The following is a 13,377-nucleotide window of genomic DNA, read 5'->3' on the forward strand; positions in this document are numbered from 1 at the left end:
CTACTTTCCCAGCGCGCCGGTGAGCTCGTTGACCTGCCGCAGTTGCCACGCCTGATAGGTGGGGTCGGTTGGCGGCAGCGTCTCGGTAACCCCGACGATCGGCACGCCGCTTTGTTGCGCCATTGTCTTCAGCGCGTCGATGGCCGGGCTGGTCACCTGCGCGTTGTACAACAGCACCTTGATCGCCTTGGTCTTCACCGCGTTGTCCATCGCCGAGTTGTCGGCGGGGCTAGGGTCGTTGCCGTCCTCGACGGCTTGAGCGAACGAGGCCGGCGTGACCAGTTTCAGCCCGGCGGCCTCCACGAGATAGCCCGGCACCCGCTCGGTGTAGCCGACCGGCGCGCCGGCGTACTTCGTTTTGATATTCGCGATCGCGGCATTGATGGGTGCCAGGCTGTCGTTGAACGTCTTAGCGTTGGCCGTAAACGCCGCCGCATCGGCCGGGTCGAGCGCGCCGAGCTGCGCGGCGATCGCCGAGCTCACCGCGGGAACCTTCGCGATGTCATACCAGATGTGCGGGTTGGCATCGGCCCCCGAAATCTGCATCAGGTCGGCCGCGGTGAGCAACTTGCGGTTCGGATTGGGCGACGCGGACATCAGCTTGCCCATGAAATCGTCGTAACCCCGACCATTGACGATAACGAGCTGGGCTTTGCTCACCGCCGCGGCGGTTTTCGCGTCGGACTCATACAAATGCGGGTCCGCGCTCGGGTCGCTGATCACCGAGGTGACGGTCACGTGATTGCCGCCGATCTGCTTGGTGATATCGCCCCAGAAGTTCTCCGCGGCTACCACGTTGACCGATTGCTGACCCGGTGCCGATGGAGATCCCGACGGTGACTTCGAACCGCAACCGGTCAACGCCAGCGCGACCGTCGACAGGATCATGGCGATCGTCACCATGTCGCGACGACAGGCTCGGACAGTCACAGCGACTCCTGATCGGCTGGTGAAGGGAAAACGATAACGATTGTCGTTAGCATAAGGGGCGAGGCGCCGTTTCGCACGCACGAAAACGCCCCGGCAGCTTGACCCCGTTCGGTGGTATTTACCGACAGCGGGCTGCAGTGGTGAGGTCGGCGACTGGCCCTGATCATCGGGTGTCAAGGCAGCGAGGGCAGGTCCCATAGAGGTCGATGTGATGGGCAACGTCGGCGTAGTGGTGTTTGTCGGTGAGCTCGCTGGTGTGCTTTTCCAGGGTGATCGGGGTGAACGCGACCGCATCACCGCAGCGTCGGCATAACAGGTAGTGGCGGTGCTCGGAGCCGGTCCGCAGGCGGTAAAGAACCTCGCCGTCCTCGGCGCGCTGCGTTTCGGCGATGCGCTCGTCGGCCAGGGCGTGCAGGATGCGATAGACGGTGGTCAGCGCAATCCGCGTCGCTCGCTGCTGACGAACCTCGAAATAGATCTGTTGGGCGCTGCGGAAATTGCTGCCCATGCCGAGCGCGTCGAGGACAGCTTGTCGTTTGGCGGTGCTTCGACGTCGCGGTCCTGCCGGTGGCGCGGTCATCGTCTGCGCTCCTTACCGTCGATCCCGATCACACTTGGTGACTCCGGCAACTGCCAGTCCGAGCGCCGAGACCCCGAGCGCAGCAGCGCTTCACCTGCTACGCCGGCAGACGTGTGGGAAAAGCGAGACACCATCACGGCGAAGACCTTTCGACGGAGGACGCCGGTGGGTAAAAATGATAATCGTTGTCAACCGCTCGGCGCGACAGTCTTACGCGATCAGCGCGGCGTGCGCGATGACCAGCGTTCCGGCCCTGGGCAGGGGCGCGCGTGTCACGGCGTCGGAGTCGCCGCGCCCGCACACGAGCATTACCGGAGTCCGCGTCGCCCTCCCCGTGTTGAAAACCGTTTTCATTGCTGTCCGGTTCACGGTACAGTTTCCGATGACGCTTGTCGAAAACCATTGTCAATAAGAGCGAGCGCCGGTCCTCCACAAATGCGTCCGGTGGTGCGCCACCGCGTCGAGCTTCGAGAGGAAGGCTGAACGCCCGATGGCCAAGAAATCCAAGATCGTCAAGAACGACAAGCGCCGCGTGATCGTGGCCCGCTACGCCGAGCGTCGCGCCGAACTCAAGGCGATCATCCGGGCTCCCTCGACAAGTCCCGACCGGCGCTTGGCCGCCCAAGCGGAGCTGGCCCGCCAGCCCCGTGACGCCAGTGCCGTGCGCATCCGCAATCGCGACGCCGTCGACGGCCGCCCGCGCGGACACCTACGCAAGTTCGGACTGTCGCGAGTAAGACTGCGGGAACTGGCCCATCAGGGACAGCTTCCCGGCATCCGTAAATCAAGCTGGTAGACGGGGCAAGACCAGGCTCACCCGGGCTTCGCCGTCCAGCCGCGCGTAGCGGCACCACCCGTACCACGCGAGCGCCCGGTAGCCCGGCTCGGCGAAGCGTTGAGCGGCCTCCGGCAGCTCGCGGGTTACTCGGGCGGCTCCGCGGCATCGCCGGCGAAGACCCCTCCCCGACGTCCCCGGCCGTCGCGCATGCAACCGAACATCGCCTTTGCAAGCATCCCAGGATGACTGGACGGTGAATCGGCTATGAGTTGGCCGCGCGCGGGAACTTTTACGCGGTGCGCGCCGACTACTAGCCGCGTGCTACTTGCGCTGCCTTAACAGCCCAGGCGGTCGCTGATTTCACCCCTGCAAGGAGTCCCGGGTATGTCGCTGCGGGTTATTTCCGCTGGATCGGTTGTGCAGGCAATGTTGTCGTATCCCGTTGCGGACGGCTGAAAATGACCGCGCCGGTGTGGATGGCTTCACCGCCAGAGGTTCATTCCGCGTTGCTGAGCAGCGGTCCCGGGCCAGGCAGCTTGCTGGCCGCCGCTGACTCGTGGAGTTCGTTGAGTGCGACCTACGCTTCGGTGGCTGACGAACTCACCGCGATCTTGGCCGCGGCGCAGGCCGGGGCATGGGAAGGGCCCACTGGCGAGCGGTACGTGACCGCACATGCGCCGTATCTCGCGTGGCTGATGCAGGCCAGCGCCAACAGCGCAGACGCGGCTGTCCAACACGAGGCCGCGGCCACCGCCTACACCGCGGCACTGGCCGCGATGCCGACCTTGCCGGAGCTGGCCGCCAATCATGCGATCCATGGGGTATTGCTGGCGACAAACTTCTTCGGCATCAACACGATTCCCATCGCCCTCAACGAGGCCGACTACGCGCGGATGTGGATCCAGGCCGCCACCACAATGGCCACGTATCAGGCGGTTTCCACCACGGCGGTCGCATCGGCGCCGCAGACAACGGCGGCGCCACAGATCCTGAACCCCGCCGACAGCTCCGACAGCAGCGACAACGGTCTTCAAGACATTGTCGACGACGATGCCGGCGACCCAACCCAGCTGAGCTGGTGGATAAATCGATTCCTCGAGGTCCCGCAAACCCTGTGGCGGGACGTGCTCGAGTTTCCACAGAATCCATCCCTGGCGATCGAGCAGGTGCAGGCCGACATTCCGGCACTGATCGCCGACGAGACCACCCACCTGGGCGAAGTTTTGAGTACGTTCCCACAATTGCAGGCGATCGCGCCGCTGGCGCTCGTTCTGCCCGCCGCCAACGTCGGATTCGTGGGCGGCTTGGCGGGCCTCAGTGGGCTGGCCGGGATTCAGCCCAACGCGGTCCCAGCCGTGGCGGCCGCACCGATGCCCCAGACGCCCGGCGCGCCGATTGCCGGCAGCGCTCCCGCCGTGAGCTCCGCCGCGGCCCCGGGCCCCGCCCCGTCCTCGGCTCCGGCTTCGGCCCCGGCGACAGCGCCGGCCACCGCACCTGCGCCCGGAGCCCCACCGCCCCCGCCCACCGCTGTCGGGGGAGCGGCCTACCCCTACCTCGTGGGCGGGCCAACCATGGGGGCCGGCACGGGAGCGAGCACCGGCGCACAGCGGAAGGCACCCGAGCCCGACATCGCCGCCGCCGCGGCGGCGGCCGGCGCGTCGGCACGGGGAAAAGAAGGGGCGCGTCGGCGCCGCCGCGCAAAGCTGCGCGGCTACGGGAACGAATTTATGGATCTGAATTTCGAGGTTGAGCCGGACTGGGGCGCCCCGGCGGGTGAGCAGTCAGCCCCGTCAACGGTCGCATCGGCACATGGGGCGGGGGCCCTGGGCTTTGCCGGCACGGCGCCCAGGGCCGCGGCGGAGGCGGCGGGTCTGGCCTCGCTGGCCGGTGACGAGTTCGGCGGCGGCCCGTCGGTCCCCATGGTCCCGGGCACCTGGAAGCCCCAACAGCGGGAGCCAGGCAAGGGCGATACCGACTAGCCACCGTTTGCTAATGACAACGATTTTCAGTAAGCTCCGCTGCTTAGCGGAACTGTTCCGGAAGGGGACCCATGGTCGAGGCGAACGCCCTGATCAACGCCATCGGGACGGCAGCCGAAGTCGTGAGGCGATGAAGCGTAAGCATCTCGACAGTTAGCTTACGCAATGCTAACTTCAGCCGCGTTAGGTTAGGGGACACTATGTACAGGAGAAGTGGCGGCCGTGGAACGCGGTGACACCGGCGTGCTAGCAGCTCAGCCTCTCAATTCTCGGGCGGACGGCAGGGTCGACGACGACGTCGTCAGCCGGTTCGCCACGTGTTGCCGCGCGCTGGGCATCGTTGTCTACGACCGCCAGCGTCCGGCCGACCTGGCCGCGGCTCGCTCCGGTTTCACCGCGCTGACCCGCATCGCCCACGACCAGTGCGACGCCTGGACCGGCCTGGCCGCTGCCGGTGACGTGTCCATCCGGGTGCTTGAGGCCGTTTCGCGCACCGCGACCACGGCGGGCGTGTTGCAGCGTCAGGTCGAATTGGCGCCGGGAGCCTTGGGCTTTCGCTACGACACCGGCCTCTACCTGCAGTTTCGCGCCACCAGCCCGGATGATTTCCACCTCGCCTACGCGGCTGCTCTGGCTGTTCTGGCTTCAACAGGGGAGACCGGACGGTTTGCCGAAGCGCACCAGATCGTCACCGCGCTCGCCGAGCGCCGCCCGAGCTGGCGTGAGGCCCGCTGGGTCGCCGTCGTCATCAACTATCGCGCCGAGCGCTGGTCGGATGTCGTCAAGCTGCTGACCCCGATCGTCAACGATTCCGATCTCGACGACGCGTTCTCGCACGCGGCCAAGATCACGATGGGCATCGCGCTGGCACGGCTGGGTATGTTCGCCCCGGCGCTGTCGTACCTCGAGGAACCCGACGGCCCGGTCGCGGTGGCGGCGGTCGACGGCGCGCTGGCCAAGGGGCTGGTGCTGCGCGCGCACGTCGACGAGGAGTCGGCAAGCGAAGTGCTGCAGGACCTGTACGCCGCCCACCCCGAGAACGAGCAGGTCGAACACGCGCTGTCCGACACCAGTTTTGGGATTGTGACCACCACCGCGGATCGCATCGCGGCACGCACCGACCCGTGGGATCCCGACACCGAGCCGCGTCCCGGCGATTTCGTCGACCCGGGAGCCCAGGAGCGCAAGCACCTGCTGCTGGCAGAGGCCGAACGCGAACTCGACGAGTTCATCGGCTTGGAACAGGTCAAGGACCAGGTCGCCCGGTTGAAGAGTGCGGTGGCCATGGAGCTGGTGCGCAAGGCGCGCGGACTCGAGGTGGCGCAGCGCACCCACCACCTGGTGTTCACCGGGCCGCCTGGCACCGGCAAGACCACCATCGCCCGCGTCATCGCGAAAATCTATTGCGGCCTAGGCCTTTTGAAGAAGGAGAACATCAGAGAGGTGCACCGTGCCGACCTGATCGGCCAGCACATAGGCGAGACCGAGGCCAAGACCAACGCTGTCATCGACAGCGCACTGGACGGGGTGCTGTTCCTCGACGAGGCCTACGCCCTGGTGGCTACCGGCGCCAAGAACGACTTCGGCCTGGTGGCCATCGACACGTTGCTGGCCCGGATGGAAAACGACCGCGATCGGCTGGTGGTGATCATCGCCGGCTACCGCGCGGATCTGGATAAGTTCCTCGACACCAACCAAGGCCTGCGCTCGCGGTTCACCCGCAGCATCGAGTTCCCGTCCTATAAGCCGGTCGAATTGATCGAGATTGCAAACTTCATGGCCCAAAAGCGCGACAGCCTTTTCGATCAGGCCGCACTCGAGGGTCTCGAGGCATTGTTCGCTCACCTGGCTTCGACGTCGAAGCCCGACTTCAATGGGATCGAACGCCGCGGCCTGGATATCGCGGGCAACGGCCGGTTTGTCCGCAACGTCGTCGAAAAGTCCGAAGAGGAACGCGAATTCCGGCTGGACCACTCCCAGCATGCCGAAACCGGCGAGTTCACCGACGAGGAGCTCATGACGATCACCGACGCGGACGTGCGCAATTCGGTTGAGCCGCTGCTGCGGGGCTTGGGCCTCGAGGTGCCGGCATGACGACGAATCATGACCAGGACGGCGAATGGGCAGGCGAACGGCGTTCGTTTTCGTCACGCACTCCTGTCAACGACAATCCCGACCAAGTGGTCTACCGCCGGGGTTTCGTCACCCGCCATCAGGTGAGCGGCTGGCGCTTCGTGATGCGCCGGATCGCCTCCGGTATCGCCCTGCACGACACCAGGATGCTCGTCGACCCCCTTCGCACCCAGTCGCGCGCGATGCTCATGGGTGTGCTCATCCTGATCACCGGCCTGACGGGCTGCTTCGTGTTCTCCCTGATCCGGCCCAGCGGGTCGGCAGGTAACAATGTGGTGCTCGCCGATCGATCGACCGATGCGCTGTATGTGCGGGTTGGCGATGATTTGCACCCGGTGCTCAACCTGACCTCGGCCCGGCTGATCGCCGGGCGCCCAGTCAACCCGACCACGGTGAAAAGCAGTGAACTGGACCGTTTTCCGCGCGGCAACCTGATCGGCATTCCCGGTGCGCCGGAGCGCATGGTTCAGAACGCCTCGCACGACGCGAACTGGACGGTATGTGACGCCGTCAGTGGGACTTCGCGCGCCGCCCACAGCACGGGTGTGACGGTGATCGGGGGCCCGCTCGATAGCAACGGCGCGCGCGCGGCCGCCGTCCACACCAACCAGGGGGTGCTGGTCGATAGCGGCACGGGCAGCTGGCTGCTCTGGGACGGCAAGCGTAGTCAGATCGACCTGGCCAACCATGCCGTCACCAACGCTTTGGGCCTGGGTGCCGACGTGCTCCCGCCGCGGCCCATCGCATTGGGGTTGTTCAATGCGATTCCCGAGGCCCCGGCACTGACGGCGCCCGCCATCCCGAACGCCGGTGCGACGCCGAACTTTTCAGTGCCGGCGCCGATCGGTGGGGTAGTCGTGTCGTATGCCGTGGACCAAAGCTCATCGGGCGCCATGCGTTATTACGCGGTGTTGCCGGACGGTTTGCAGCCCATCTCACCGGTGCTCGCCGCGATCCTGCGCAACACCAACGCCTATGGGCTGGACCAACCGCCGCGGATCGGCGCCGATCAGGTGGCCAAGCTGCCGGTGTCGCGGCTGCTGGACACTACCCGCTATCCGGACCAGCAGGTCGTCCTGATCGACGCGGCCAAAGATCCCGTCACCTGTGCGCACTGGAACAAGCCGGCCGGGGCTGCCACCAGCTCACTGAGCCTGCTGGCCGGCTCGGTGTTGCCGGTGCCGGATTCGATACACACCGTCGACCTCGTCGGCGGCGGCTCCCCGGGGATGGCCACCCGCGTCGCCCTGGCGCCGGGCAACGGCTATTTCACCCAGACCGTGGGCGGCGGTGCATCGTCACCGGGCATCGGTTCGTTGTTCTGGGTGTCTGACACCGGGGTGCGCTACGGCATCGACAACGAGGCCGAGAACGGATCTGGAGCTGCCGGGCACGGCAAAACCGTTGAGGCCCTTGGCCTAAGCGGGCCACCGGTGCCCATCCCGTGGTCGATGCTGTCGCTGTTTGCAAGCGGCCCGACACTGTCGCGTGCCGACGCGCTACTGGCGCACGACGGCCTGGCGCCGGACGCCAGACCCGGTCGCCCCGCGTCGGCCGAAGGAGGGGTCCGATGAGCCGTCTGATCTTCGAAGCTCGGCGGCGGTTGGCGCCGCCGCGCACCCGTAAAGGGGCCATCAACATCGAGGCGCCCCCCGAGCTGCCCCGGGCGATTCCGCCGTCGCTGTTGCGACGCGCGCTGCCCGTCGTGATCGTCATGCTCATCGTGGGCATGATCGTCGCGCTGTTCGCCACCGGGATGCGGGTGATCTCTCCGCAGACGCTGTTCTTCCCGTTTGTGCTGCTGTTGGCGGCCACCGCGCTGTATCGCGGCACCGGCAACAAGATGCGCACCGAAGAGGTCGACGCCGAGCGGGCCGACTACCTGCGTTATCTGTCGGTGGTCCGGGACAACATTCGGGCCCAGGCCGCCCAGCAGCGCGCCGCCGCGCAGTGGTCCCACCCCGACCCGGCGACACTCGCGACGGTGCCCGGATCCCGCCGTCAGTGGGAGCGTGACCCGCACGACCCCGATTTCCTGGTGCTGCGGGCCGGCCGTCACGAGGTGCCCCTGGACATCGCGCTGCGGGTCAACGACACCGCGGACGAGATCGACCTGGAACCGGTGTCGCACAGCGCATTACGCAGCCTGCTCGACACCCACCGCACCGTGCGGGACGTGCCGACCGGAATCGACCTGACGAAGGTCTCGCGCATCACCGTCCTGGGTGAGGCGGATGAGGTGCGGGCGGCGTTGCGGGCGTGGATCGCTCAGGCGGTGACCTGGCACGACCCGACGGTGCTCGGCGTGGCGCTGGCCAGCCCTGATCCGGAGAGCCCGGAATGGTCGTGGCTGAAATGGCTGCCGCACGTCGACATTCCCGGTGAGCTCGACGGCGTCGGCACGGCTCGCTTCCTGTCGGGCAACCCGGACGAATTGGCCACGCTGTTGGGTCCGGTGCTGCTGGACCGCCCTGCATTCACCGGCGGTCCGGCCGACGGGTTGCGGCACTTGCTGGTCGTCGTCGACGACCCCGACTATGACTTGAACGCGTCGGCCCTGGCGGTGGGCCGGGCGGGGGTTACCGTCGTGCACCGTTCCGCCACACCGCCGCACCGCGAGCAATATTCGGATCCGGAAAAGCCGATCCTGCGCATCACCGGGGGGGACGGTGGGGGCAGGCGAGCCGGCGCCATTCAGCGCTGGCAGGCCGGCGGTTGGCAACCGTACATCGACAGCGCGGATCAACTCGTTGCCGACGAGGCCGCCCATTTGGCCCGTCAGCTGTCGCGATGGGACTCCAACCCCACCCACACCGGGCTGCGCTCGGCGGCAACGCGCGGCGCCAGCTTCACCACGCTGCTGGGCATCCCGGACGCGTCGCAGCTGGACGTGCCCACGCTGTGGGCGCCGCGCCGCCGCGACGACGAGTTGCGCGTGCCGATCGGTGTCACCGCGACCGGGGAGCCGCTGATCTTCGACCTCAAGGACGAAGCCGAGGGCGGGATGGGACCGCACGGCCTGATGATCGGTATGACCGGCTCCGGTAAGTCGCAGACTCTGATGTCGATTCTGTTGTCGCTGTTGACGACTCATCCAGCGGACCGGCTGATTGTCATCTACGCCGACTTCAAGGGTGAGGCCGGCGCCGACAGCTTCCGGAATTTCCCGCAGGTTGTCGCGGTGATCTCGAACATGGCCGAGAAGAAATCGCTGGCCGACCGATTCGCCGACACGCTCCGCGGCGAGGTAGCGCGCCGCGAGGCGTTACTGCGCGAGGCCGGCCGCCGCGTTCAGGGCAGCGCGTTCAACTCGGTGGTGGAGTACGAGAACGCGATCGTAGCCGGACATGACCTGCCGCCGATCCCAACGCTGTTCGTGGTCGCCGACGAGTTCACCCTGATGCTGGCCGATTACCCGGAATACGCGGAGCTGTTCGATTATGTGGCCCGCAAGGGCCGCTCGTTCCGCATCCACATTCTGTTCGCCTCCCAGACGCTGGATGTGGGCAAGATCAAGGACATCGACAAGAACACCTCCTACCGCATCGGGTTGAAGGTGGCCAGTCCCAGCGTTTCCCGCCAGATCATCGGCGTGGACGACGCCTATCACATCGAATCGGGCAAAGAGCACAAGGGCGAGGGCTTCTTGGTGCCCGCCCCCGGCGCGACCCCGATCAAGTTCCGCAGCACCTACGTCGACGGCATTTACGACCCGCCGCGGGCGGCTAAAGCCCTTGTGATGCAATCTATTCCAGAGCCAAAGCTATTCACGGCCGGCAGGGTGGAGCCGGATCAGGCAACGGTGATATCCGCCGGCGAGGATGAGGAAACGGCCGGACCGCCGCGCAGGCTGATCGCGACCGTCGGCGACCAGCTGGCACGCTACGGGCCGCGGGCACCGGAGCTGTGGCTGCCGCCGCTCGACGAGCCGATCCCGTTGACCGCGGTGCTGGCTCGCGCCGGGGTGCCGCAACGGCAGTGGCGCTGGCCGCTCGGCGAGATCGACAAACCATTCGAGATGCGCCGCGACCCGCTGGTGTTCGACGCCACGTCGTCGGCCGGCAACATGGTCATCCACGGCGGCCCCAAGTCCGGCAAATCGACCGCGCTTCAGACATTTATGTTGTCGGCGGCGAGCCTGCATTCGCCCCGCGAGGTCACGTTCTACTGCTTGGACTACGGCGGCGGGCAGCTGCGGGCGCTGGAGGATCTGGCACACGTCGGTAGCGTCGCGTCGGCGCTGGAACCCGAACGCATCCGCCGCACCTTTGGCGAGCTGGAGCAGCTCCTGCTGTCGCGCCAGCGGCAACAAGCATTCCGTGACCGGCACGGTTCGGCCCCCGACGACGGTTTCGGCGAGGTGTTCCTGATCATCGACAACCTCTACGCGTTCGGCCGTGACAACACCGACCAGTTCAACACCCGAAACCCCTTGCTGGCCAAGGTAACCGAATTGGTCAACATCGGACTGGCGTACGGCATCCACGTGGTCATCACCACCCCGAGCTGGCTGGAGGTGCCGCTGGCGATGCGCGATGGCCTGGGGCTGCGACTCGAGCTCAAGCTGCACGATGCACGGGACAGCAATGTGCGCGTGGTTGGCGCGCTGCGCCGCCCCGCGGATGCCGTCCCGCACGACCAGCCGGGTCGTGGGTTGACCATGGCCGCCGAGCATTTCCTGTTCGCGGCCCCCGAGCTGGACCACATCGGGGCGATCAACGCCCGCTACCCGGGCGTGGCCGCGCCGCCGGTGCGGCTGCTTCCCACGAACCTCGCCCCCGAGGCGGTGGAGCCGCTCTATCGGGGCCCCGAGCAAGTGGTCATCGGCCAGCGCGAAGAGGACCTCGCACCGGTCGTCCTCGACTTCACCGACAACCCGTTGCTCATGGTGTTCGGCGACAGCAAGTCCGGTAAAACCACGCTGCTGCGCCACATCATCCGTACTGTCCGCGAGAACTCCACGGCGGACCAGGTGGCCTTCACGGTGCTGGATCGGCGGCTGCACCTCGTCGACGAGCCGCTGTTCCCCGACAACGAATACAGCGCCAACATCGACCGCATCTTCCCGGCCATGCTGGGGCTGGCCAATCTCATCGAATCGAGGCGTCCACCGGTGGGCCTATCTGCGGCCGAGTTGTCCCGCTGGACCTACCAGGGCCACACCCATTACCTGATCATCGATGACGTCGACCAGATACCGGATTCCCCGGCGATGAGCGGTCCGTACATCGGCCAGCGGCCGTGGACTCCGCTGCTCGGGCTTCTCTCCCAGGCAGGTGATTTGGGGTTGCGGGTGATCGTCACGGCGCGCGCCAGTGGGTCGGGGCACGCGCTGATGACCAGCCAGTTGCTGCGCCGCTTCAACGACTTGCAGGCGACCACGTTGATGCTTGCAGGCAATCCGCAAGACGGCGGCAAGATCCGCGGCCAACGATTCAGCCGGTTGCCTGCCGGACGGGCAGTGCTGTTGGGCGACACTGATAGTCCGACGTACGTGCAGTTGGTCAACCCGCTGGTTGGCGCAGCGGTAACAGGGGGCGCCGACGATGGTTTCGCCCACTGATGATTGACGAAATGGCAACAGTACGACAGCGAAAGGAGTGGCAATGACGTTGCGAGTGGTTCCCGAGGGTCTGGCCGCGACCAGTGCGGCCGTGGAGGCGCTGACGGCGCGGCTGGCGGCCGCGCACGCGGCGGCGGCTCCGGCGATCACCGCGGTGGTGCCGCCGGCGGCGGATCCCGTGTCGCTGCAGACGGCCGCCGGATTCAGCGCCCAGGGCCAGGAGCATGCCGCTGTCGCCGCCCAAGGCGTTGAAGAACTGGGGCGCGCCGGTGTAGGTGTGGGTCAATCCGGCGCAAGCTATCTCACGGGTGACACCGCGGCCGCCGCAACATGGGGCGCGGGCGTCTGACATATGAGCTCGCCCATCTGGATGGCTTCGCCGCCGGAAGTGCATTCGGCGTTGCTGAGCGCCGGTCCGGGACCGGGGTCGCTGTTGGCGGCCGCCGGCGCGTGGACCTCGCTCAGCACCGAATACGCTTCGGCCGCGGCCGAACTCGGTGGGCTTTTGGGGGCGACGCAAGCCGGGGCGTGGCAGGGTCCCACTGCCGAGCGGTATGTGACGGCTCACGCGCCGTATCTGGAATGGTTGCAGCAAGCCAGTGCCGACAGCGCCGGGGTGGCCGCGCAGCACGAGGTCGCGGCGACGGCATACACCACCGCCTTGGCGGCGATGCCCACCCTGGTGGAGCTGGCCGCCAACCACATCGTTCACGGCGTACTGCTGGCGACGAATTTCTTTGGGATCAACACGATTCCGATTGCCCTGAACGAGGCCGACTACGTGCGGATGTGGGTCCAGGCCGCCACCACGATGGGCGCCTACCAGGCGGTCTCCGGCGCGGCGCTGGCCTCGGCGCCGCGCACGGCCCCGGCGCCCAACATCGTGAATCACGGTGCCGGCGCGGCCGACCAATCCGGGTCGTCGCTGAACCCGTCCGACCTGTTGTCGACGTATGTGAACTTCTACCAGAACCTCATGGGCCAGCTGCAGGCGTTCATGCAGGATCCGGTCGGGTCATTGCAGCAGATGGTCGCCGCGTTCGCCACCAATCCCGCTGCGGCCCTTGTGGCCTACGGCCCGCTGCTGTTGTTCGCCGCCTACGAGGTGATCTCCCCCATCGCCACGTACGGGCCCATGCTGGCGGCCCTGCCGCTGAGCCTGAGCCTGAGCCTGGGACCGATCGCCCTGCTGCCCACCGAGATCGCGCCGATCGCGTCGCCGGTCGCGGCGGGGGTGGCAGGCGCGCCGATGCTGGCCTCAACCGCTTCCCCGACATGGCCGGTGGCCGGCCTGGCCGCGACGGTCGCGAGTCCCGCGGTGGGGGCGGGGGGGGGGGGGGGCCCCCCCCGGGGGGCGGGGCACCCGCCCCGCCCCCGCCGGCGCCGGCGCCCGCCGGGGCGCGGGGGGGGGGGG

General features: G+C 67.2%; 9 protein-coding genes. 7 read left to right on the forward strand and 2 right to left on the reverse strand.

What is annotated here, in order from left to right:
* Together A5764_RS04630 and A5764_RS04635 are read right to left on the reverse strand one after the other, a co-directional pair.
* Window positions 1–1,149, reverse strand: coding sequence for a metal ABC transporter solute-binding protein, Zn/Mn family (locus tag A5764_RS04630; RefSeq protein ID WP_231989608.1), 1,149 nt, complete (start codon window positions 1,147–1,149; stop codon window positions 1–3).
* Window positions 1,094–1,438: a Fur family transcriptional regulator gene (locus A5764_RS04635; RefSeq protein WP_067109292.1), complete on the reverse strand. Its 345-nt coding sequence runs from the start codon at window positions 1,436–1,438 to the stop codon at window positions 1,094–1,096. Before A5764_RS04635 ends, A5764_RS04630 begins: the two co-directional genes overlap by 56 nt.
* Before the next feature lie 562 nt (window positions 1,439–2,000).
* Here A5764_RS04635 and rpsN point away from each other — a divergent pair.
* The 7 genes from rpsN to A5764_RS04670 all read left to right on the forward strand — a co-directional run.
* The gene (rpsN, locus tag A5764_RS04640; RefSeq protein ID WP_067109296.1) at window positions 2,001–2,306 is read left to right on the forward strand and encodes a 30S ribosomal protein S14; all 306 of its coding nucleotides are present in this window, start codon (window positions 2,001–2,003) and stop codon (window positions 2,304–2,306) included.
* Window positions 2,307–2,746: 440 nt separating this feature from the next.
* The gene (locus tag A5764_RS04645; RefSeq protein WP_067109299.1) at window positions 2,747–4,267 is read left to right on the forward strand and encodes a PPE family protein; all 1,521 of its coding nucleotides are present in this window, start codon (window positions 2,747–2,749) and stop codon (window positions 4,265–4,267) included.
* Window positions 4,268–4,489: 222 nt separating this feature from the next.
* Window positions 4,490–6,361: a type VII secretion AAA-ATPase EccA gene (gene eccA / locus A5764_RS04650; protein WP_067109321.1), complete on the forward strand. Its 1,872-nt coding sequence runs from the start codon at window positions 4,490–4,492 to the stop codon at window positions 6,359–6,361.
* Window positions 6,358–7,974 (forward strand): type VII secretion protein EccB, encoded by a 1,617-nt coding sequence (eccB, locus tag A5764_RS04655; protein WP_067109302.1) that lies wholly within the window; start codon window positions 6,358–6,360, stop codon window positions 7,972–7,974. Before eccA ends, eccB begins: the two co-directional genes overlap by 4 nt.
* On the forward strand, window positions 7,971–11,963 hold the full coding sequence (gene eccCa / locus A5764_RS04660; RefSeq protein ID WP_067109305.1) for a type VII secretion protein EccCa: 3,993 nt from the start codon (window positions 7,971–7,973) through the stop codon (window positions 11,961–11,963). Before eccB ends, eccCa begins: the two co-directional genes overlap by 4 nt.
* A 43-nt stretch (window positions 11,964–12,006) precedes the next feature.
* Window positions 12,007–12,312, forward strand: coding sequence for a PE family protein (locus A5764_RS04665; protein ID WP_067109324.1), 306 nt, complete (start codon window positions 12,007–12,009; stop codon window positions 12,310–12,312).
* A gap of 3 nt (window positions 12,313–12,315) precedes the next feature.
* On the forward strand, window positions 12,316–13,377 hold a 1,062-nt coding region (locus A5764_RS04670; RefSeq protein ID WP_197501207.1), incomplete at its 3' end, for a PPE family protein.

It is taken from the genome of Mycobacterium sp. 852002-51057_SCH5723018 (assembly GCF_001667035.1).
GTDB lineage: Bacteria > Actinomycetota > Actinomycetes > Mycobacteriales > Mycobacteriaceae > Mycobacterium.

Bases quoted from the DNA above. Each gene is read 5' to 3' on its own strand.
- A5764_RS04635 (WP_067109292.1), bottom strand. From the start codon at position 1,438: ATGGGCAGCAATTTCCGCAGCGCCCAACAGATCTATTTCGAGGTTCGT.
- rpsN (WP_067109296.1), top strand. From the start codon at position 2,001: ATGGCCAAGAAATCCAAGATCGTCAAGAACGACAAGCGCCGCGTGATC.
- A5764_RS04645 (WP_067109299.1), top strand. From the start codon at position 2,747: ATGACCGCGCCGGTGTGGATGGCTTCACCGCCAGAGGTTCATTCCGCG.
- eccB (WP_067109302.1), top strand. From the start codon at position 6,358: ATGACGACGAATCATGACCAGGACGGCGAATGGGCAGGCGAACGGCGT.
- eccCa (WP_067109305.1), top strand. From the start codon at position 7,971: ATGAGCCGTCTGATCTTCGAAGCTCGGCGGCGGTTGGCGCCGCCGCGC.
- A5764_RS04665 (WP_067109324.1), top strand. From the start codon at position 12,007: ATGACGTTGCGAGTGGTTCCCGAGGGTCTGGCCGCGACCAGTGCGGCC.